Source organism: Tessaracoccus pujii, from assembly GCF_055326215.1.
This window is the reverse complement of the sequence record NZ_JBUZNP010000015.1, coordinates 1-20269: the sequence shown is the minus strand read 5'-3', so window position 1 is coordinate 20269 and position 20269 is coordinate 1. Positions and strand designations below refer to the sequence as shown.

Here is a 20269-nt window from a genome sequence, read left to right as displayed (position 1 = left end):
CGTCAGGAACTGACCCGTCCCGACTCCGACGAGGCCCCGCCAGCCACGCGCCGCGCAGGCGATCCGTGCAGGGCCAGTTGGACGCGGCGGGCCAGATCCGGCGCAAGATCCCTGCCCTCGGCCCGGGCGGCGCGGGTGAGCGTCACCGCGGCGGACCCCGCCTCCGAGCTGCGGCCCGCCAGGGCCAACGCCAGGATCTCCCTGGCTGCGAGCGCGTCATCTGCCGGGGCGGCGGTGCGGCCCCGGCGGACGGCCCACAGTGCGGCCGCGGCGTCTCCCCGGTCCAGGGAGCGGTCCGCCAGCACGCAGGCGGCGTCCACGATCATCCCCACCATGTCTGCCTTGAGTTGCTCGGCCCACACCCACTGGAACGCGAACGAGCCGAGGGGCTCCCCCCGGACCATGCGGAGGGCCGCGGCCAGGGCAGCGTCCGACGACATGTTGACCCCGCCACTGAGCATGGCGCGGAACTGGTCCCAGTCCGACGTGACCCGCGGATCCAGAGACACCCGGCCGGAGTAGGCGTCGGGCAGGTAGCGCAACCCATCGGGGGCCGTCCCGAGCCAGCTGCGAAGCCGGCTCACATTGGAGCGCCGGGTGGTCTCAGCGATCATCAGGGCCCGCGTCATGGCGGTGGGTGTGAAGCCCGGATGTTCCACCAGCCATGCGCAGTACTCCAGGCACTGGCCCGTCGCCCGGCCGGGCCTGGTGCCGGCCGCGCCGACGAGCTCGACATCGCCGAGCAGCAGGAGGGTGGGGTGCTCCGGCTCAGCGAAACGTCCGGTCATGGGAGGCTCCTCGATCGGTCCGGAAGGGTGGTGGAGCGGCCGCACATTGGCGGGGAGTTCCTCGTCCGTGCGCCACCACGGTGCCGGTTCCGTCTCCTGGGTCCCGGTGGCCTCGAACAGGTCGATCAGGGCCCGGCGGGCGGGCTGAGTGATCAGCTGTGGGGTGAAGGTGTGCCCCGCCCAACGTCCTGTCTGCGCGTCGACGGAGACCGTGGCCGCGTGCACGTGGGGCGCGGCGCCCGCTCGGCCGATCACGCTGACCCCCACCTCACCCAGAGCGAGGGCATCAGAGATGGCATCCCAATGGGCGGGCCCCAGCGGGCTGGTGAACGTCACCACCAGCGGCTCCCAGAGGGCGCCGAGATCCGGATCCGCGCGCAACTCCGGAAGCGCACGTCCACCCATGGAGAGGCGGCGCTCGCTGCAGATCCGGGTGAGGTGCGCGATGCCCTCCTCGATGCGTGGGAGGGCGGTGATCCGAGGGTCATCCACGGCATCCGCCCAGTCCTGGCCGCCGACGACGACGAGCAGCGTGTCCGATGACCAGGGAGCGCAGGTCAGGCCGGTGAGTGCCGCGGCGACGGCCGCCTCGGCCTCCTGACCCGTGAACGCCACGGCCCTGGCGCGCTCCACGTCCAGGGGAACGGCGGCGTCGTCATCCGTCCACCCCAGCACGATCGTGGTGGGGCCGCACCCGGCCCCCAGTGGTTCCTCAGCGTGCCGCGCGAGGGCCGTCCAGAACCGGGCGAGTGACGGGGCCACCGGGACCACCCGCCGTCCCAAGGCGCGGCCCAGGACCTGCAGCCGACGACGGGACGCCAGCCCGGCCACCAGGCCGCCCGCGAGGACAGCGCTCATCGGGCCGAGCAGGCCGGCAACGCCGTCGTCCGCCTCCTGGACGTCCGCCTCGGATGCGGGGCCCTCGACTCCTGGTTCAGAGGCATCGGCCGCCGCGGGCGGTTCGAGGCCGACGGCGACCGCGGGGAGAGCCGGCACGGAGACCGGCTCCGCGAGCAGGTGACCAGAAGGGTGCCTGAGCTCCACCGCTGCGGGGACGACCGCCTCGGGGACGACCGCCTCGGGTGCCGACGGCGATGCCGGCACCTCGAGCGTCCAGCCCGCCTCGATGAGGTCCGGGTCCGTGATCCGGTCCTCGTTGAGCTGATGGACCTCAGGCCAACGCTGCGGGTCACCCAGCTCCCGGCCTGCGATGGACCAGAGCGAATCGCCTGGCTGCACCACGACCACGGCCTGCTGCGCCGCCACGTCCGGCAGCGCCAACACAGCGCCGGGTTCAAGGCGAGGCGACTCGGCAAGGACGGGATTCAAGGCGACGATCTCCCGCCACCGGTCCCCGGAGCCGAGTTGGCTCTCCGCGACGCTCCAGAGTTCGTCGCCCGCCTGAACCACATACGTGTGTGCCGAGTCGGCCACCTGGACCTGCTGCTGGGCGAACGAGGCGGCAGACGACAGCCCGAACGTCGTTCCGGTGGCGGGCGGGGCGGAGGCAACCGCCCCGGAGTCCGCAGCGGCGACGGTGGGGGCTGCGACCGCCGCAACCACCAGCGCGCCGACGAGCGGGCGGAGCCAGCCGGTGCCAGGCAGGGTCATCGTGACCCTGTGGCGCGTCAGCACGGCCACGACCTCGAGGACGATGGTGAGGCTGAGCGCGCCCCAGGCCACCCAGCCGGCCATGCTCAGAAGCCCGATGAGCAGCCGGCTGTCCAGGGCGACCAACAGCGACGTGGCCCAGTCGGCGTCCAGCAGGGCGCCGGGGTGGGCCACCTGGAGCAGGACCCAGGGGACTCCGGCGACGACGAGCAGTAGCACGACGCCCGCCCCCGCTGCGCGCATGATTCTCATGGTCTCACCCCCGGCGGGTGCGTCTGCGTGACCATGTCAGCTGGGGAGGCGGTCGGTGACGTAGGCGGTGATGGCGGTGATGATGATCAGCGCGATTGCTGCGGCGCCGGCCAGGAGTATGGCGTTCTCCGTGCTCTGGCTGAGCCCGCGCTCATCCCGGCGGCGCGATGCCGGATGCAGGATGACGACGAGTCCGATGAGGTGATGGATGAGTGACATGGGGACCTCCTGATGAAGAGTCTGGTGGGCGACGGTGTCAGTAATCGGGTTATCCACAGGGGGGAGATGGATCGGTGAAATGTGTCCACAGCAGGCAGCCGGGTCTTGACATCACGACCCCAGCAGCTTCAGCAGCGGTGGAACGAGTAGCGCGACTCCCAGCAGGAGAGCCGGGATGGTCATCCACAGGGTCATCGCCTCGCTGGCCTCCTGCGCCCGGGCGCGCTGGGCGCCCAGGTGCGCGTCGCGCAGTTCCCGGACGCGCGCCTGCAGCACGTCGGCCAGACCTGCGCCCTGTTCCTCGAGCTGCATCACGTCCGCGAAGTCCGCCAGCTCCGGAACGTTCCACTCCCGGGCGATGTCCCGGAGCTCCTGCCACGGCTGCGTCTGTTCCATCCGCGCTCGTTCCACACCAGAGGTGATCCGGCGGAACAGGGGCGTGTCAGCGACGGCCGCAGCATTGGCCGTGGCTTGCGCCGCAGAGGAGTTGGCCAGGCGCTCCAGGACCACGAGATCGAAGAAGGTGTGGATGCCGTCCGTGGCCGCCCGGCGCTCCTGCGCCGCCCCGCCCCGCAGCCTCAGGTCCGCGACGAAGTACCCCACCACCGCGCACCCGAGCGCCACGCCCACGGGTGCGATGCCCGGTGCGTTGCCGAGAATCACCTGGGACGCCGCCCACACCGCGGGCAGGGCCAGGCCCGCCAGCGTCCACACCATCTTCTCCACGAAGAAGTCACCGACGCTTCGGCCCTGCATCAGGAGCAACTGCTGCTGATGGGCGGTCAGGGGTAGGCGGAGCCTCCGCTGGACCCTCTCGCCCCACGCTTCGGCCCCGGACTCGGAGGCTGTCTGGACAGGGCGGTGCTGCCGGTGGTCCAGCACCGTCATCGCGTCGCTCAGCCGGACGGGTGCCCGGATGGCGCCCCGGAGGATCAGCGCGGCACCCAGCCCCGCCACCATGCCGCACGCGACGGCGAGGGTCATCACGCCGCGCTCCTCAGGAAGCGCGGCGCCAGGGGTGGCACCGTCATGCGCCGCACCATCACCAGGCAGCCCAGGTACGCGCCGGCCAGGGCGAACGCGATGACCTGCCCGAGGGGCGTGGTGTAGGGGATGAAGAACTGGGGGTTGAGCACCAGCGCACCGCCGAGCACCCCGAGGGTGATCAGCGTGACCTGCTTGACGACCACGCGCGGCTTCGAGCGCTCCGCGGCGATCTCGCGGAGCGCCGCGAGCCGAGCCTGGATGCTGTCGGAGACGGCGCCGAGCGTGACCCGCGCGCCGGCTCCGCCCTTGGCGGCGGCGATCGCAAGCGCCGCCACCACCGCGTCGGCATCCGCGGAGCCCAGTTCGTCGGCCATCGCGAAGAGGGCGTCGCGGGTGTGCCAGCGCTGATCCAGGCGCGTGCAGAGATGCGCCACCGGCTCCCGGAGCACAGCGGGTACCTGGCTGCGCGTGGCGAAGATGGCGTCGCGGATGGATTTGCCTGACGAGAGCGACGTGGAGATGAGGCGCACCCAACGGTCCAGCCCCGCAAGCACCTCCACCTCGCGGTTCGGTGGCGCGCTGAGGAGCAGGGGGATGGCCACCAGTGCCGTGGGTAGCAGCACAAGCCCGATCACCGAGGCGCTCGCGACGCCGGCCACCAGCCCCGTCACCAGAGCCCCGCCGAACCACCCGCGCCTGGCGCTGGAGAGCCCCGTCCACCACCGACCGAGCTTTATCCACAGGCCTGTGGGTAAAGCTGTGGAAGAGCGGTGGACGCGCTGCGCGCCGAGCGCGAACACGAGGAGGCCGAGCCCCGCCGTCGACCCGGCCAGCGCCGCCAGGATCACCCCCATGGGACCGCCCCCTCGAAGGGCGCGAGCTCCGAGGCCATGGCCGCCTCCGGCTGGAAGAACTCCGGCTGAGTGGCCGTGGCGGCGCGGTAGACGAGGTGCGTGGACGGCCGGCCCGCCTCCACGGCACCCGTCAGCTGCCGCACCTCTGAGACGAACCGGTGCCGCGTGCCGCCACGCCACGACTCATCAAGGAGGGTGACGTGCACGATGAAGGCCAGGTGGTGGGCGATCTGGTGCATGGCATCCTCCACACTCAGCACCCGGCCCTGGGCCACGCGGGCGGCGAGGCGGTCGATCGTCGAGGAGGCGGAATGCGAATGGGTGGTGGCGAGGCAGCCCGCGCCGGACTGCATGGCCTCGAACATGGCCCCGGCCTCAGAGCCGCGCACCTCGCCCACGACGATCCGCGTCAGGTTCTGGCGCAGCGCCTCCGGGATCAGGTCCGCGACCGTGTAGGACCCGACGCCCACTCCACCGGACGTCTCTCCCATGCCCACCCGCGCCTGCAGCGCCAGGATGTTGCGGCGATGGCCCAACAGGTGGGTCAACAACTCGTAGTCCGTCTCCAGCGTGCCGAACCGCTCGGACGGGTGGATGGCGGCGATGAGCGCCCGGAGGAGCGTGGTCTTCCCGGCCCCCTGGTCCCCGGAGATGACGATCGACTTCCGCGCCAGTACGGCCGACTCGAGCAGCCGCGCCACGTACGGGGGCAGCATGCCGTCGGCGGCCAATTCCGCGAGGCTCACATCCGTGAGCAGGTGTTGCCGGATCACCACGCTGGGGCGAAACGACAGCCCGAACCCGATGGCGTGCAGGCGGAACCGGTTCCCCAGGGCCAGCGTCATGGTGGGGTGAAGGTCGTCGAACGGCCGCGGCGGCGTGGCCGTCTCGCCGAGGAAGCGGATGGCGTCCACCAGCTCGTCGTCTGTGTCCGCGACGGCGGGGTGCGCCTCCCTGCGGCCGTCGCCGTACTGCACGGTGACGGTGTCGCAGCCATGGATCTCGATGTTCTCCGCGTCCGGGATCTCGAAGAGGGGCTGGAGCCGGCCGTACCCGAAGATGGCGTTCTCGACCGCGTCGGCGTAGCGCAGCTCGAGCTCCACCGGCCACAGTGCCTCCCCCGCCTCGCCCAGGCTCTGGGCACGGGCATGGACGACGCTGCGGATGATCGCCCGCCCGCGCACCCGCCGGTCATCCTCCGGCATGGGTTGGCCCCTGCCGGCCTGCCACTCCGCCGACGCCCGGGTGATCAGGTCAACCGCCTCGCGCCGGAGCCCGACCACCACCTGCCAATCCACGTCCTGAGCGGCGAGCGGCATGGCGGGGGAGGGTGGCGGTGCACCCCTCCGGGCGCCAGTGGACGGCTCGGCCGCCTCGGTGGGACCGTCCGCCGCCGGGGCCAGCCCCAGCCGTCCCAGGGCGCCGGCGAGCGGGGGGAGCTGCCCGATGCTCATCGTGCGAGCCCCGCGACTGCGGCCGTGGCCTGGCGGCTCCGGGCCAGCCGCTCCGAGAGCGCCTTCGCCTCCGCCCGGAATCGTCCCATGAACGCGCCGTCGTGGAAGCGGCGGGGCTCGAGGGCGCCGTCGCTGAGCACCTCCGCGGCGCGGGGATCCCAGCCGGGCTCCAGCCAGCACGGGAGGCCGAACTGGGCGGAGATCTCACCCGCGGCGTAAGGACGCCCTGGGCCGACCACCGCCAGCGCGGCCACCGGGGGCGAGGGCAGCGTGCGGAGCTGGTCCTGGACGGTGGTGAGGTGGATCCGCGCCCCAGCCAGCGAGCGCAGCGACGAGCGCACGCAGACCAGCACGACGTCCGCCGCGCTGAGGAGCCCCAAGGGCAGTCCCGTCGTGGTGATCCGCCCAGCGTCGATCAGGACGTCGATCCCGCGCTCGTCCAGTGCCGCCAGCGCCTCCCCTAGAGTCCCCCACACATGCTCGAACAACCGGGAGGCGCCCGCCGTGGTGAATCCCGGCAGGAATCGCCGTTCACGGTCTCCCGATTCCGTGAGCGCGACCGTGTGCAACCACAGCTCCGACGCCACGGCCGCGCCCTCGCGGTGAAGGTGGGCCAACGACATCAGGCCCCGCCCGCCGTGATCCACCCCACGCAGATAACCGGCCTGCACCGCCTGGGAGGGTGTGCGGTCACAGTCCGCAAGCAGGGCATGCCTGGGCCAGCTCAGGGTGAGCGCCAGGGCGGAGGTTGTCACCCCCGGAGACCCGGCCGCCGACGCCAGCAGGACCACCGCCATCACGCACCACCCACGACGACGAGCGCCACCATGTCCGAAGCCGACAGGCGTGCCACCTCGTCTGCGCGACCGTCCTGGACGCTCACGTCCAGTGAGTAGCTCGCGCCGTCATCGAGGAGGACCGGTGCGCTGCCCACCACCGCGTCCACGGAGGTCTCGACGCCCTCGACCAGCCCGACGAGCCGCACCGCCGTTCCGGGGGGCATGTCCGCGGTGGGGAGCTTGCCGAGCGGTAGACGTAGCCCGACGAGGGACTGGCCGGCCGGCAGCGGGTCCTCACCGACGTGGCGCGTCAGCGGGAAGGCACCCCGCGGCAGATCCGTCAGCGAACGCTGACCGACGAGGGCCGGCAGGTCCGCCGCGCCCAGCGCGTCGACGGTGAGGCTGGCGGGGATCTCCAGGACGGCAAGGTCCTCCCTGGCGATGGCGTCACCGCGGCGCACGTCCGAGGCCATCACCACCACCGCACGGTGCTCGGCGTTCATCGAGTACAACGCGGCGGCGCCCAGACCGCCCACAGCGATGAGCAGGGCACCTGAGGCCATGATCTTGGGGCTGCGCCTCGCGCGCAGCTGAACTGCTGCGGGCCGGGTGGGCGCGGGCGCTGGGTTTTCCGGCCTACTCGGCCGCTTCTGGTCGTGCATCGGGGCTCCCTTCCGGCGTCACTGTAAGAGCAGGAGGGGGTCATGTCCGCGGTCAAATGGTGAGCCTGTGGACAAGAACCCGACCAGTGGCGGCTTCATCCACACAGTTGTCCCCAGGTCGGCAGGACGGCGACGGCGCCCAGGCCAGTCAGCTGCTCGCCATCGTCTCGTCGGGCGAAGCCCACGACAAGGACTTATCCACAGCGGCGCCGGTCGGTTTGACTCGCTGAGAATCCTGAGAGATTCTTGGGAGCGTTATGCAGTGAAGGGTGGGAGAGCCGGTGCGCAGATGGATCGCAGCGCTGATGGCCACGGTGGCCGTCGCCGCGGGTTCCGTCGTCGCCTCCACCGCCCAGGCCCTGCCCATCGCGCCCACGCCCGTGTTGCCCGTGACCGGCATCCCAGCACCGTGCGCGTCCACCAGGCCATACCCGGCGGACGCCTCCGTCGACGAGCTCGCCGCCCAGCTAGCGACCACCTTCGGCTTCAAGCTCTCCGGCTCCCAGTGGACCGAGGAGCGCCGCGCCTCGATCAAGATTCTGTGGGAAACGCTGGACGCCATGGAGTGCACGCCCTACCGGGCGGATCTGCAGGCCAACGTCAGCGGCACGCTGGGGCTCAACGCCGCCCGCATCTCGGGGTACGCCTGGGGTGACTGGAGCCTCACGAAGACTGGTTACGTGACCCTGGACTTCTCCAAGTTCCAGCGCGCCCTGGACAGTGGCGACGAAGGCCGCCTCGTGCGGCTGGTCGTCCACGAGCTCGGGCACGTGCGAAACTCCACCCGGTACCAGGAACCCGAGTACTGGACGGTGTTCCGCAAGCTCTTCGCCCGGGAGGGACGCTTCAGCGACTACGCGGGTCGGAGCGTGACGGAGACCTTCGCGGATGTGGTGGGCTACTACGTGGGCCGCTGTGCACTTGAGAACCCGTATGACACGGGCAACCACGACGCCTATTACGAATACGCCAAGACCTACATCTTCGGCGGCAAGGAATTCGGCCCGGAGCCCGGCGTCAAGCCCAGCTGCACCGTGCCCGATGAGGGTGCGGAGGAGCCGGCCCCTGGCGCCGCCCCCGCGGCCTGGTTGGAAGGCCTCGGCGGCGCGTAGGTCCGCGCCGGGGTAGCATCGCAGGCGTCCCGTCCGCTCCCTGGAGGAAGCCATGCCAGACGTCGCCGCCTATGCCATCGACTCGCCCACCGGCCGGTACCGCAAGACCACGATCACCCGGCGCGATCCCGGCCCCACCGAGGTGTTCTTCGACATCCACTACACGGGCATCTGCCACTCGGACATCCACACCGCCCGGGGGGAGTGGGGCAGCATCCACTACCCGTTCGTCGGGGGGCACGAGATCGCCGGGGTCGTGAGCCGCGTGGGCTCCGAGGTGACCGGGTTCGCGCCCGGAGATCGCGTGGGCGTCGGCTGTTTCGTCGATTCCTGCCGGGAGTGCGAGATGTGCCGGCATGGTGAGGAGCAGTTCTGCACCGGCCGGCCCGGCGCCGTCTGGACCTACAACGGCACCGGCCGCGACGGCCTCCCCACCGCAGGCGGCTATTCGCAGGGCATCACCGTGGAGCAGGACTACCTCCTGCGGGTGCCGGACGCGATGACCCTGGAGCACGCCGCCCCGCTGATGTGTGCGGGCATCACGCTGTACTCCCCGCTCAAGCGCTGGGGTGCCGGCCCCGGCAAGCGCGTGGGCATCGTCGGCATGGGTGGACTCGGGCACATGGGCGTGCAGATCTCGGCCGCGCTGGGGGCGGAGACCATCGTGCTGGGCCGCACCCTGGCCAAGCGCGACGACGGGCTCAAGCTGGGCGCGACCGACTACGTCTCCACGGCAGACCGCGGCGTCATGAAGGAGCTGCGCGGCACGTTCGACCTCATCGTCACCACCGTCTCCGACGGTGTGGACCTCGACGGGCTGCTCAAACTCCTCAAGGCCCACGGCGTGCTCGTCAACGTGGGCCTGCCGGAGCACGCGACGTCCGTCCACCTGGGGATCCTCACCGGCCAGGCGCGCGTGCTGGCGGGATCCAACATCGGCGGCATCCGGGAGACCCAGGAGATGCTGGACTTCTGCGCGGACCACTCCCTGGCCCCGGTGATCGAGATGATCAATGCGGACCAGATCGACGAGGCCTACGACAACGTGGTGGCCTCCAAGGTGCGCTACCGATACGTCATCGACATCTCCACCCTTTGACACCCTCCTCCGGAGGGGAGCCGACGGTGGGCGCGGTCGCCGCCGTCGGTCCCGCGTCACTAAGATCCCTGTCGGGAGGTCTCACGTGGTGACGAGCGGGTACGGCCGGGCGGCGTGGGTCGTCTGGGGCGTCGCCCTCTTCGGCTACGCGCTGGCGGTGATGCACCGCAGTTCCCTCGGCGTGGCGGGCCTGGAGGCCGCGGCCCACTTCGGCACCACCCCGGGCATCATCTCCACGTTCGTCGTCCTGCAGCTGGCCACCTACGCCCTCGCCCAGGTGCCCGTCGGGCTGATGCTGGACCGGTACGGCTCGCGGGTCGTACTCACCGCGGGCACCCTGGTCGTCGCGCTCGGGCAGGGCATGCTCGCCCTCGCCGAGGACCTGTCGATCGCCTATGTGGCGCGCATCCTGCTCGGTATCGGCGACGCCTGCATGTTCAACTCGGTCCTCCGGCTCCTTCCGCGATGGTTCGATCCGCGCCGCATCCCGGTGCTGAGCCAGGTCACCGGCATGATCGGCGCACTCGGCCAGATCGCCGCCGTGGGCGCGGTCCTGCCTCTGATCCAGGTCGCCGGCTGGCGCACGGGACTCCTCATCACGGTGGGCTTCAGCGTGCTGGCCGCCGTCCTCATCGCGGCCTGGGTGCGCGACGCGCCGGCGGGGGAGGCGTCCAGCGTCGTGGTGGACCCGTTGCGCGAGATCCCCGCACGGATCCGGGGTGTCTCGATGCACCCCGCCACCCAGCTCGGCTTCTGGGTGCACTTCACCTCCGGGTTCTCGTCCATCGCGTTCGTGTTCATGTGGGGCATCCCGTACCTCGTCGTCGGGCAGGGACTGTCGCAGGCTGAGGCCGGAGGCCTGTTCGCGCTGCTGTCGGTGGCCTCGATGGTGGCCGGGCCTGTCGTCGGCTCGCTGACCGCCCGCCACCCGCTGCGGCGCAGCACGCTGGTGCTCATCTTCGTGTGGGCCGTGATCGCGTGCTGGGCGGCGGTGCTGCTGTGGCCCGGCCGCACGCCGCTCCCGCTGCTCATCTGCCTCGTGCTCGCGCTCGCCGTGGCGGGGCCCGGCACCGGCGTGGGCTTCGACTTCCCGCGCACCAACCTGCCAGTCACCCGCCTGGGGGCGGCCAACGGCATCGTCATCGCCGGCGGGTTCCTGGGCGGAACCATCCTGATCCTGGTCATGGGGGTCTTCCTCGACTGGATCGCGCGGGGCGACGCCTACACCCCGGAACACCTGCGGCTCGCGTGGCTTCTGCAGATCCCCTTCTTCGTAGTCGGGATCGGCGGAATCCTCCTCAGCCGTCGTCGATTGCGGCGCCTGATGTCCCGCGAGGGCACGGTCGTCCCGTCGTGGCGTGAGGTGGCGGAGCGAATCCGCCGGCGGCGCGCGGAGGACTAGAAGAGCCCCTCGGGCTGCGGCGGCGGGGCGTAGGACGGGTCCACGTCATTGAACAGCTTGCTCACCGAGCGTCCGTTGTGGATGCGGTCGATCGCGTCGGCGAACAGCCCCGCCACGCTCAGCACGGTGAGGCCCGGGAAGTCCTGCGGAGCGGGCACCGTGTTGGTCGAGACCACCTCCACGATGCGCGACACGGTGGTCAGCTTCTCCACCGCCTTCCCGGCGAAGAGCCCGTGCGTACAGGCCACGGACACGTCGCCGCAGCCGTAGTCTCCCAGCCGGTTGACGATCTCGACGATGGATCCGCCGGTGGCGATCTCGTCGTCGAGCACGATGGCGCGCTTGCCGGCCACGTCGCCGACGATGGCGTCGATGACCACACGGTCGTCTGCCAGGCGCTGCTTGGAACCCGCGGCGACCGGCAGGTTGAGCAGCCGCGCCAGCAGGGTGGCCTGCTTGGCGTTGCCCAGATCCGGGGAGACCACGACGGTGTTGCTCAGGTCCCTGTCCCGGTAATGGTCGGCGATGACCCCGAGGGCGGTGAGGTGGTCCACGGGCACCGAGAAGAAGCCGTGCACCTGAGGTGCGTGCAGCGCCATCGTCAGCACCCGGTCCACGCCTGCCGTCGAAAGCATGTCCGCGACCAGCTTGCCGCCGATCGAGATGCGTGAGGCGTCCTTCTTGTCCGAGCGCGCGTAGGCGTAGTGCGGGATCACGGCGGTGATCTGGCCCGCGGAGGCGCCGCGGGCGGCGTCGATCATGAGGAGCAGTTCCATCAGGTGGTCCTGCGTCGGCGGCACCAGCGGCTGCACGATGTAGACGTCGCGCTGCCGGCAGTTGGCCAGCAGTTGCGCCTGCAGGCAGTCGTTGCTGAATCGGGAGATCTTCACCCCAGAGCGACGTAGCCCCAGGTGGGCGCAGATCTCATCGGCGAATGCGGCATGGGCCGAGCCGGAAAACACGACGACACCCTTCACGGACTCCCCTTTCCAGGTTGGCCACAGCCTAGTGGTCATCGCGGCTGGTTCACCGGGGTCTTGGCGGCACAGGCACGCTCACTGATCGTTGTCGCTCTGGCAACGATGCCGAGACGGCGACGCGTGGCCCGGGCGTGTTCCTTGCCCCGGCCGCGGCCGCCGTCGTCGGGAGCGTTGTTCTGCTGTCACGCCCGGGTCACGCGGCGTTCACCCGAGGCCCCCCGGCCGTTTCCCGGCGCCCCCTAGGTTGCGTGATGGCCACCCGGCCACTGTCTCCCTGAGAGAAGGACCCTCAATGCGTGGAATCCGTACGGCCGCCCTGGCGGGCCTGGCCGCAGCCTCCCTGGCGCTGGCCGCCTGTGGCGGCACCACCTCCGCCACCACCTCGTCCGCCGGCTCCGAGTCCTCGTCGGCCGTTGCCGCTGTGGACGCCGCGACCGCCACCTCCGCCGCCGACTTCGGTGGTATGGAGGGCCTGATCGAGGCCGCCAAGGCCGAAGGCCAACTCAACGTCATCGCCCTCCCGCACGACTGGGCCAACTACGGCGCCGTCATCGAGGGCTTCAAGGCCAAGTACGGAATCCAGGTCAACGAGCAGGCCCCCGACTCGTCGTCGAAGGAGGAGATCGCCGCCGCCGACGCCAACAAGGGCACCGACAAGGCCCCTGACGTGTTCGACCTCGGCACCAACGTGGCGCTCGAGTCCACCAGCTACTTCGCCCCCTACCAGGTGGAGCGCTTCGCCGACATCCCCGAGGACCAGAAGGACCCCGAGGGCCTGTGGGTCTCCGACTACACCGGCGTCATGGTGGTGGGCTACAACAAGACCAAGTACGGCGAGATCACGTCGCTGGATCAGCTGACCGACCCGAAGTTCGCCGGCTCCGTCGCGCTCAACGGCAAGCCCGCCGAGGCGGGGGCCGCGTTCAATGGCTTCCTGCTGGGGGCGCTCGCCAACGGCGGCTCCTTCGACGACCTGCAGCCCGGCCTGGACTACTTCAAGTCCCTCAACGACGCCGGCTCGCTGAACCTCACCGACGTCACCCCCGGCACGATCGAGTCCGGTGAGCACGGCGTGGTCTTCGACTGGTCCTACAACATGGTGCCCGTCACCAACAGCCTCGCCGAGCAGGGCGTCGAGTGGGCCACCTTCCTTCCGGAGGGCATCGCGCTGGGCTCCTACTACAAGCAGGCCATCAACAACGACGCCCCGAATCCCGCCGCCGCCCGGCTGTGGCAGGAGTACCTGTTCTCCGCCGAGGCGCAGAACCTGTGGGCCGAGGGCGGCGCCGTGCCGGTGCTGAGCCCGGTCTTCGCAGACGAGTTCTCCGACGAGGCCAGGGCCGCCGCCCCGGTCGTCGACGAGCTGCTCGCGCCCACCGCCGAGCAGGCCGAGGCCGCCACCGCGTTCCTGCAGGACAACTGGGACGCGACGATCAGCTGATGACAGCACAGGTGGCGGGCGTGACGGCGCCGGGTGCGCGTCTCACGCGCACCGCACGGGACGCGGCAGTGACCCTGCCCTTCTTCGGATACCTCGCAGTGTTCCTGTTCCTCCCGACGGTGCTGGTGGTCGTCGGGGCGTTCCGGAACCGCGAGGGGCGGTTCTCGCTCGACGGGGTCTCGAAGCTGTTCACGCCCGCCACCGCCCAGATCTTCCTCACCACCGCGTGGCTGAGCCTCGCCTCGGCGCTGATCGGCGCCGTGGTGGGGGCTGTCGCGGCCTACGCCCTGTCGACGGTGGCCGTGGACTCGCCGCTGCGTCGCGTCTACACGGCCGTCTCCTCCGTGCTGGCCCAGTTCGGCGGCGTCATGCTGGCATTCGCCTTCATCTCGGTGCTCGGCAAGAACGGCAACTTCACCCGGCTGATCGCCGACGCGTTCGGACTCACCGTGCCGGGTGACTTCCTCCCCTCCGTGCCCGGCCTCGTCGTGGTGTACAGCTACTTCCAGATCCCGCTCATGATCATCGTGTTCCTGCCCGCGGTCGACGGACTGCGCCAGGAGTGGCGCGACGCCACCGAGAACCTGGGGGGCTCCACCTGGACGTTCTGGAGCCGCGTGGCCGGGCCCATCCTGCTGCCGAGCTTCCTCGGCAGCCTCCTGCTGTTGTTCGCCAACGCCTTCTCGGCCTATGCGACGGCGGCCGCGCTCATCTCGCAGCGCACCATCATCGTGCCCATGGCCATCGAGGGCGCCATCCGGAACGAGAACAACACCGACATGGACTCCTACGCCCAGGCCCTGGCCGCCGGCATGATCGTGGTCATCGCCGTCGTGATGGCCCTGTACGCGGCCCTGCAGCGCCGCACCGCCCGGTGGACCCGATGAGCCGCGCGGCCGTGAAGCTGACGCGGCAGAGGCGGCTGAGGGCTGCCGTGCTGGGGGCCGTGGGGCTGTTCCTGGCCTACCCGCTGTACGCGCTGCTCGAGTTCTCCATCCGCTTCCCGCTCACCGGCCGGTACTCGGCGGACGCCTGGGCGCGTCTCTTCGGCGGCGGTGACGGCGCCCGCCTGCAGCCGCTCTACACGGGGCTGGTCAACTCGCTGGCCATCGCCGCGATGACGCTGGTGATGATGTTCGTGCTGCTTCTCCCGACGATGGTGTGGGTGCGGCTGCGGCTGCCGCGGCTGAGCCGGGTGGTGGAGTTCGTCTGCCTGCTGCCGCTCACGCTGCCCGCCATCGTGCTGGTCGTCGGCCTCGTGCCGGTCTACCGGTTCATCGCGACCCAGGTGCTGGACACGCACGCCATCTGGCTCAGCTTCGCCTACGTGGTGCTGGTGCTGCCGTTCGCGTACCGCGCGCTGGACTCCGGCCTCTCCGCCATCGACGTGCGCACCCTGGTTGCCGCGGCCCGCTCCATGGGCGCCTCGTGGCCAGTCGTGATCGCCCGTGTGCTGCTGCCCAACCTGCGCAGCGCCGTCGCGTCGGCCGGGTTCATCTCCATCGCGGTGGTGCTCGGCGAGTTCACCATCGCCCGCATGCTGGCGCGCGAGAACCTCCAGACCGGCGTCATGCTGGTCAACCAGGCGGCCCCGCAGGTGGCTGCCGCCGTGTCCCTCCTGACGCTGTTGTTCGGCATCGTGCTGCTCGTCGGCCTCAGTTACGTCACCCATCCCCAGCGCGCGAAGAATAGGTCCTGAACCATGAGCGAGAGCACACCCGCCGTCGGCGTGGAACTGCGCGGTCTGACCCGCACCTTCGGCACGGTCGTAGCCCTGGATCACCTGGACCTGGACATCCGGCCCGGGGAGCTCGTCGCACTCCTCGGCCCGTCGGGGTGCGGGAAGACCACCGCTCTGCGCGTCCTGTCCGGATTGGAGGAGGCAGACGCCGGCTCTGTGGTGGTGGGCGGCCACGACGTCACACAGGTCCCGCCCAACAAGCGCAACATGGCCATGGTCTTCCAGAGCTACTCGCTGTTCCCACACCTCACCGTGGCGGGAAACATCGACTTCGCGCTCTCGATGCGCAAGGTGGACAGGTCACGGCGCAAGTCGATCATCGACCACCACCTGGAGCTCGTCGGCCTGGGCAGCCACCACTCGCGCCTGCCGACGGAGCTGTCCGGCGGGCAACAGCAGCGGGTTGCGCTGGCGAGGGCGCTGGCGTCGAATCCGGACGTGTTGCTGCTCGACGAGCCCCTCTCCGCGCTCGACGCGAAAGTGCGCGTGCAACTGCGTGACGAGATCCGCCGCATTCAGCTGGAACTCGGCACCACCACGCTGTTCGTCACCCACGACCAGGGTGAGGCTCTCGCCATGGCGGACCGGGTCGGTGTCATGCGCGAAGGTAGGCTCGAGCAGCTCTCGGACCCGCGGGAGCTGTACGAGCGTCCCGCCAACGAGTTCGTGGCGCAGTTCATCGGCTCCACCAATCGGGTGCATGGCCAGGTCGAGGGCGGCCGCGTCAAGGTGCTGGGGGAGTGGGTGCCCACGCTTCCCGGCTCGGTGACGGAGGGGAGCGGCGTGGCACTCGTGCGGCCGGAGCGGTTGTCCCTCATGCCGCTGGCGCACGCCGATGCGACGGGAGCACAGGGCTTCGAGGCCACCATCCGGCAGCTGTCCTTCCTCGGCGATCACGCCCGGGTCTATGTCACGCTGCACGACGACACCGAGTTGCAGGCATACCTGCATGCCCGCGCGGCGCAGCCCCTGGCTCAGGGGGACCGCGTGCTGGTGACAGTGGACCAGGCTCCGGTGTTGGTCATCGAGTAGAGCCGGGAAGGTCCCGACACGAAGGGCGCTGCGCGCCCCGTCGGCCCACTCAACGCGAAACGGCGCCCGGGGGGACCCGGGCGCCGTATCAGCGTTGAGGATCAGGCCTTGGCGGCCGCGGCCCGACGCTTGTTCCAGATGTCGAACGCCACAGCCAGCAGCAGCACCAGACCCTTGACGATCTGCTGGATCGACGTCTGCACGCCCATCAGCTGCATGCCGTTGCTCATGACGGCCATGACCAGACCACCGATCATGGCCCCCACCACGGTGCCCACACCGCCGGTGACGGCAGCGCCACCGATGAAGCAGGCCGCGATCGCGTCCAGCTCGAACATGTTGCCCGCGCCAGGCTGGGCGCCGTTGGTGCGGGACGAGAACACCACGCCGGCGACGCCGGTGAGGAGACCCATGTGGACGTACACCCAGAAGATGGTCCGCTTGACCTTGACGCCCGAGAGCATGGCCGCGTTGATGTTGCCACCGATGGCGTAGACGTGACGGCCGTAGATTGAACTCTTGGACAGGAACGAGTAGATCAGCACCAGGACCGCCAGGATGATCAACACGATCGGGAACCCACGCGCGGTGGCGAGCTTCCAGGCGAAGAACATGATCACCACGGCCAGCAGGACGAGCTTGGCGACGAAGAGCGGCATGCCCTCCACCTCCTGCTCGTAGCGGATCCGGGCCCGACGGCTGCGCCACTGCTTCCATGCGAAGCCGGCGACGGCGAACACGCCGATGAGCAGCGTGAATAGGTCATAACCCATGCCGCCCAACAGTCCGTTGAGGAACCCGTTGGCGATCCGCTGGTACTCCCCGGTCATCGGCGACAGCGACACCGAACCCAGCACCAGGAAGGTCATGCCGCGGAACAGCAACATGCCCGACAGGGTCACGATGAAGCCGGGGATACCGACGTAGGCCACCCAGAACCCGTGCCACGCGCCGATCATCAGGCCCACGACGAGTCCGGCGAGGACACCGACGAACCAGGGCATGTCCATCTTGATGATCAGCGTGGCCGACACCGCGCCGACGAGCGCGACGACCGAGCCCACGGACAGGTCGATGTGGCCCACGACGATGACGAACAGCATGCCGATCGCCAGGATCAGGATGTAGGAGTACTGCAGGATCAGATTGCTGACGTTGGTGGGATCGAGCAGCATCCCGTTGGTCAGAATCGTGAACAGCGCCACGATCGCGACGAACGCGATGACGATGCCGGATTGGCGGAGGTTCTTCGAGAACAGATCCTTGATTCCGGTCATCAGGCGGCCTCCCTTTCTTTGGTCATGAGCTTCATGAGCTTCTCCTGGTCTGCCTCTGCCCGAAGGAGTTGGCCGGTGATGCGGCCGAAGGCCAGCGTGAAGATGCGATCGCAGATGCCGAGGAGCTCCGGGAGCTCCGAGGAGATCACGACGACGGCCTTCCCGGCGTCAGCGAGCGCGTTGATGATGGTGTAGATCTCGTACTTTGCCCCGACGTCGATGCCACGGGTGGGCTCGTCGAGGATCAGCACCTCGGGGGAGGTCATCATCCACTTGGACAGGACCACCTTCTGCTGATTGCCGCCGGAGAGCTGGCCCACGACGTTCATCACCGTGGGGGTCTTGATGCGCATCTCCTTGCGGTACCGCTCAGCGTTCTTGATCTCCTCATTGGAATTGACGACGCCGTTGCGCGCGATCCGGTCCAGCGACGCCGCCGAGATGTTGCGGCGGATATCGTCGATGAGGTTGAGCCCGTACCGCTTGCGGTCCTCGGTGGCATAGGCCAGCCCCGCCTCGATGGCCTGGTCCACCGAGTGGAGGTGGACCTCCTTGCCCTTGAGGAGGAGCCTGCCGGAGACCTTGCGCCCGTAGGCGCCTCCGAAGATGCTCATGGCCAGTTCGGTACGGCCGGCGCCCATGAGGCCGGCGATGCCGACGATCTCGCCCTTGCGGACGTCGAACGCCGCGTTGTCGGAGACCTTGCGACCGGCGACGGTGGGGTGCAGGACCGTCCAGTCCTCTACCCGCATCATCTCCTCGCCGATGTTGGGCGTGTGATCCGGGAACAGGTTGTCCAACTCACGGCCGACCATGCCTTTGATGATCCGTTCCTGGGTCATCTCGGGGCCCCGCTGCAGCGTCTCGATGGTCATGCCGTCGCGGATCACGGTTGTGGCGTCCGCGATGGCGATGATCTCGTTGAGCTTGTGCGAGATCATGATCGAGGTGATGCCCTGCCCCTTGAGGTGCCGGAGCAGGTCGAGCAGGTGGGCCGAATCTGTGTCGTTGAGGGCTGCGGTGGGCTCGTCGAGGATGAGCAGCTTGACCTGCTTGGAGAGCGCCTTGGCGATCTCCACGAGTTGCTGCTTGCCCACGCCGATCTGGTTGATCGGCGTCACCGGGTTCTCGTCCAGCCCGACGCGGGCCAGCAGCTTGGCCGCCTCCGCGTTGGTCTTGTGCCAGTTGATGCGCCCGCCCTCGACCTGTTCGTTGCCGAGGAAGATGTTCTCCGCGATCGACAGCAGGGGCACAAGCGCCAGCTCTTGGTGGATGATGACGATGCCGGCGTGCTCGGAGTCGTTGATCGAGCCGAAGCTGGACGGCTGGCCCTCGAAAATGATGTCACCCTCGTAGGTGCCGTGCGGGTAGACACCCGAGAGCACCTTCATGAGGGTGGACTTGCCGGCCCCGTTCTCGCCACAGATGGCGTGGATCTCGCCGCGCTTGACCTCAAGCGTGACGTCCGAGAGCGCCTTGACACCGGGGAATGTCTTGGTGATGTTGCGCATCTCGAGGATGGTTGAGGTGTCGTTCATGCGTCGCCTTTCGGGAAAGTCACACTTGGCGAGCGATGGCCCGGCTCGCGGGGAGCCGGGCCATCGTGGGTGCCTCGATCAGGCAACGCCCTTGTCGATCTGCTCCTGGGTCCAGTAGCCGGTGTCGACGAGAGCTTCGCCGATGTTTTCCTGCGTGACGGTGGCCACATCGAGGAGGTAGGACGGGACGACCTTCACGCCGTTGTCGTAATCCTTGGTGTTGTTCGCCTCGGGCTCGTCGCCGGCCAGCAGCGACTGGGCGGCCGTGACGGCCTGCTCGGCCAGCAGACGGGTGTCCTTGAAGATCGTCGAGTACTGCACGCCGTCCTGGATGAGCTTGACGGAGGCGATCTCGGCGTCCTGGCCGGTCACGATCGGGAAGCCGTCAGCGACGGTGCCGGAGTAGCCGTTGTTCTGCAGGGCGGTGATGATGCCGCGGGACAGGCCGTCGTAGGCCGACAGCACGCCGTCGATCTTGGTGTCGCCCTGGTAGTTGGCGGTGAGGAGGTCTTCCATGCGCTTCTGCGCGGTCTCCTGCTGCCAGCCGAGCGTGGCGGCCTGTTCGATCTTCGTCTGGCCGGAGACGACGGTCATGGTGCCGTTGTCGATCTCGGGCTGGATGACGCTCATGGCGCCGTTGAAGAAGAAGTGGGCGTTGTTGTCGTCGAGCGAGCCGGCGAACAGTTCGATGTTGAACGGGCCTTCGCCGCGGGCCTTGAGGCCGTCGATGAGGGATTGGCCCTGCGCGACGCCGACCTTGAAGTTGTCGAACGAGACGTAGAAGTCCACGTTGCCGCTGTCGCGGATCAGGCGGTCGTAGGAGATGATCTTGATGCCCTGGTCGGCGGCGGTCTGCAGCTGGGGGGCGAGGGCGGTGCCGTCGATGGCGGCGATGATCAGGACCTTGACGCCCTGGGTGATCATCTGGTCGATCTGCTGGCTCTGGGTGGGGATGTCGTCGTTGGCGAACTGGAGGTCCACCTCGAAGCCGGCCTCTTCGAGCTGGGACTTGACGGCCTCGCCGTCGGCGATCCAACGCTC

18 protein-coding genes and 1 pseudogene are annotated in these 20269 nt (G+C 69.5%); 8 read left to right on the top strand and 11 right to left on the bottom strand.

The genetic code is table 11. The features are described 5' to 3' along the window. Positions 1 to 2: 2 nt before the first annotated feature. From ACZK5N_RS14100 to ACZK5N_RS14070, 7 genes are all read right to left on the bottom strand, one after another. Positions 3 to 2642 carry a LysM peptidoglycan-binding domain-containing protein gene (locus ACZK5N_RS14100; RefSeq protein WP_463625158.1) on the bottom strand — a complete coding sequence of 880 codons (2640 nt, stop codon included), beginning with the start codon at positions 2640 to 2642 and terminating at the stop codon, positions 3 to 5. A gap of 45 nt (positions 2643 to 2687) precedes the next feature. Further along, positions 2688 to 2870, bottom strand: coding sequence for a hypothetical protein (locus ACZK5N_RS14095; RefSeq protein ID WP_459018236.1), 183 nt, complete (start codon positions 2868 to 2870; stop codon positions 2688 to 2690). A gap of 111 nt (positions 2871 to 2981) precedes the next feature. Further along, positions 2982 to 3857: a type II secretion system F family protein gene (locus ACZK5N_RS14090; RefSeq protein ID WP_463625157.1), complete on the bottom strand. Its 876-nt coding sequence runs from the start codon at positions 3855 to 3857 to the stop codon at positions 2982 to 2984. After that, complete coding sequence (locus ACZK5N_RS14085) at positions 3854 to 4711, bottom strand: type II secretion system F family protein (RefSeq protein WP_459018232.1); 858 nt, start codon at positions 4709 to 4711, stop codon at positions 3854 to 3856. Before ACZK5N_RS14085 ends, ACZK5N_RS14090 begins: the two co-directional genes overlap by 4 nt. Then, positions 4702 to 6165 carry a TadA family conjugal transfer-associated ATPase gene (locus ACZK5N_RS14080; protein ID WP_459018231.1) on the bottom strand — a complete coding sequence of 488 codons (1464 nt, stop codon included), beginning with the start codon at positions 6163 to 6165 and terminating at the stop codon, positions 4702 to 4704. The genes ACZK5N_RS14085 and ACZK5N_RS14080 overlap by 10 nt, the downstream gene beginning before the upstream one ends. After that, complete coding sequence (locus tag ACZK5N_RS14075) at positions 6162 to 6962, bottom strand: hypothetical protein (protein WP_459018230.1); 801 nt, start codon at positions 6960 to 6962, stop codon at positions 6162 to 6164. Before ACZK5N_RS14075 ends, ACZK5N_RS14080 begins: the two co-directional genes overlap by 4 nt. After that, positions 6962 to 7507, bottom strand: coding sequence for an SAF domain-containing protein (locus tag ACZK5N_RS14070; RefSeq protein WP_459018229.1), 546 nt, complete (start codon positions 7505 to 7507; stop codon positions 6962 to 6964). Before ACZK5N_RS14070 ends, ACZK5N_RS14075 begins: the two co-directional genes overlap by 1 nt. Positions 7508 to 7887: 380 nt before the next feature. Between ACZK5N_RS14070 and ACZK5N_RS14065 the strand changes: the two genes are divergently transcribed. From ACZK5N_RS14065 to ACZK5N_RS14055, 3 genes are all read left to right on the top strand, one after another. Next, positions 7888 to 8718 (top strand): hypothetical protein, encoded by an 831-nt coding sequence (locus ACZK5N_RS14065; protein ID WP_459018227.1) that lies wholly within the window; start codon positions 7888 to 7890, stop codon positions 8716 to 8718. Positions 8719 to 8770: 52 nt separating this feature from the next. Further along, on the top strand, positions 8771 to 9817 hold the full coding sequence (locus ACZK5N_RS14060; RefSeq protein ID WP_459018226.1) for an NAD(P)-dependent alcohol dehydrogenase: 1047 nt from the start codon (positions 8771 to 8773) through the stop codon (positions 9815 to 9817). A gap of 88 nt (positions 9818 to 9905) precedes the next feature. Continuing rightward, positions 9906 to 11219 (top strand): MFS transporter, encoded by a 1314-nt coding sequence (locus tag ACZK5N_RS14055; RefSeq protein ID WP_459018224.1) that lies wholly within the window; start codon positions 9906 to 9908, stop codon positions 11217 to 11219. Here the strand turns inward: ACZK5N_RS14055 and ACZK5N_RS14050 are convergent. After that, positions 11216 to 12196, bottom strand: coding sequence for a ribose-phosphate diphosphokinase (locus tag ACZK5N_RS14050; protein ID WP_459018222.1), 981 nt, complete (start codon positions 12194 to 12196; stop codon positions 11216 to 11218). The genes ACZK5N_RS14055 and ACZK5N_RS14050 overlap by 4 nt on opposite strands. Before the next feature lie 295 nt (positions 12197 to 12491). Between ACZK5N_RS14050 and ACZK5N_RS14045 the strand changes: the two genes are divergently transcribed. The 5 genes and pseudogenes from ACZK5N_RS14045 to ACZK5N_RS14025 all read left to right on the top strand — a co-directional run bounded on the left by ACZK5N_RS14045 (position 12492) and on the right by ACZK5N_RS14025 (position 16413). Next, positions 12492 to 13640: an ABC transporter substrate-binding protein gene (locus tag ACZK5N_RS14045; RefSeq protein ID WP_459018221.1), complete on the top strand. Its 1149-nt coding sequence runs from the start codon at positions 12492 to 12494 to the stop codon at positions 13638 to 13640. Next, complete coding sequence (locus ACZK5N_RS14040; protein ID WP_459018220.1) at positions 13640 to 14527, top strand: ABC transporter permease; 888 nt, start codon at positions 13640 to 13642, stop codon at positions 14525 to 14527. Before ACZK5N_RS14045 ends, ACZK5N_RS14040 begins: the two co-directional genes overlap by 1 nt. After that, positions 14524 to 15339, top strand: coding sequence for an ABC transporter permease (locus ACZK5N_RS14035; RefSeq protein ID WP_459018219.1), 816 nt, complete (start codon positions 14524 to 14526; stop codon positions 15337 to 15339). The genes ACZK5N_RS14040 and ACZK5N_RS14035 overlap by 4 nt, the downstream gene beginning before the upstream one ends. 3 nt (positions 15340 to 15342) lie before the next feature. Next, positions 15343 to 15831 (top strand): annotated as a pseudogene (locus ACZK5N_RS14030) (ABC transporter ATP-binding protein); the annotation flags it as partial. Positions 15832 to 15957: 126 nt separating this feature from the next. After that, positions 15958 to 16413 (top strand): TOBE domain-containing protein, encoded by a 456-nt coding sequence (locus tag ACZK5N_RS14025; protein WP_459020440.1) that lies wholly within the window; start codon positions 15958 to 15960, stop codon positions 16411 to 16413. Positions 16414 to 16514: 101 nt separating this feature from the next. Here ACZK5N_RS14025 and mmsB read toward each other — a convergent pair whose 3' ends face one another. The 3 genes from mmsB to chvE all read right to left on the bottom strand — a co-directional run. Continuing rightward, positions 16515 to 17690, bottom strand: a complete 1176-nt coding sequence (gene mmsB, locus ACZK5N_RS14020) for a multiple monosaccharide ABC transporter permease (protein WP_463625153.1) — start codon at positions 17688 to 17690, stop codon at positions 16515 to 16517. After that, a complete protein-coding gene (mmsA, locus tag ACZK5N_RS14015) occupies positions 17690 to 19228 on the bottom strand; it encodes a multiple monosaccharide ABC transporter ATP-binding protein (RefSeq protein ID WP_459018216.1) in 1539 nt (512 codons plus the stop codon). Before mmsA ends, mmsB begins: the two co-directional genes overlap by 1 nt. A 78-nt stretch (positions 19229 to 19306) precedes the next feature. Then, positions 19307 to 20269, bottom strand: a 963-nt coding sequence (gene chvE, locus ACZK5N_RS14010) for a multiple monosaccharide ABC transporter substrate-binding protein (RefSeq protein ID WP_463625151.1), incomplete at its 5' end; no start/stop codon positions are given.

Bases quoted from the DNA above. Each gene is read 5' to 3' on its own strand.
- ACZK5N_RS14075 (WP_459018230.1), bottom strand. From the start codon at position 6,962: ATGGCGGTGGTCCTGCTGGCGTCGGCGGCCGGGTCTCCGGGGGTGACA.
- mmsA (WP_459018216.1), bottom strand. From the start codon at position 19,228: ATGAACGACACCTCAACCATCCTCGAGATGCGCAACATCACCAAGACA.
- ACZK5N_RS14025 (WP_459020440.1), top strand. From the start codon at position 15,958: ATGGCGGACCGGGTCGGTGTCATGCGCGAAGGTAGGCTCGAGCAGCTC.
- ACZK5N_RS14060 (WP_459018226.1), top strand. From the start codon at position 8,771: ATGCCAGACGTCGCCGCCTATGCCATCGACTCGCCCACCGGCCGGTAC.
- ACZK5N_RS14045 (WP_459018221.1), top strand. From the start codon at position 12,492: ATGCGTGGAATCCGTACGGCCGCCCTGGCGGGCCTGGCCGCAGCCTCC.
- mmsB (WP_463625153.1), bottom strand. From the start codon at position 17,690: ATGACCGGAATCAAGGATCTGTTCTCGAAGAACCTCCGCCAATCCGGC.
- ACZK5N_RS14035 (WP_459018219.1), top strand. From the start codon at position 14,524: ATGAGCCGCGCGGCCGTGAAGCTGACGCGGCAGAGGCGGCTGAGGGCT.
- ACZK5N_RS14095 (WP_459018236.1), bottom strand. From the start codon at position 2,870: ATGTCACTCATCCATCACCTCATCGGACTCGTCGTCATCCTGCATCCG.
- ACZK5N_RS14100 (WP_463625158.1), bottom strand. From the start codon at position 2,642: ATGCGCGCAGCGGGGGCGGGCGTCGTGCTACTGCTCGTCGTCGCCGGA.
- ACZK5N_RS14070 (WP_459018229.1), bottom strand. From the start codon at position 7,507: ATGGCCTCAGGTGCCCTGCTCATCGCTGTGGGCGGTCTGGGCGCCGCC.
- ACZK5N_RS14040 (WP_459018220.1), top strand. From the start codon at position 13,640: ATGACAGCACAGGTGGCGGGCGTGACGGCGCCGGGTGCGCGTCTCACG.
- ACZK5N_RS14080 (WP_459018231.1), bottom strand. From the start codon at position 6,165: ATGAGCATCGGGCAGCTCCCCCCGCTCGCCGGCGCCCTGGGACGGCTG.
- ACZK5N_RS14085 (WP_459018232.1), bottom strand. From the start codon at position 4,711: ATGGGGGTGATCCTGGCGGCGCTGGCCGGGTCGACGGCGGGGCTCGGC.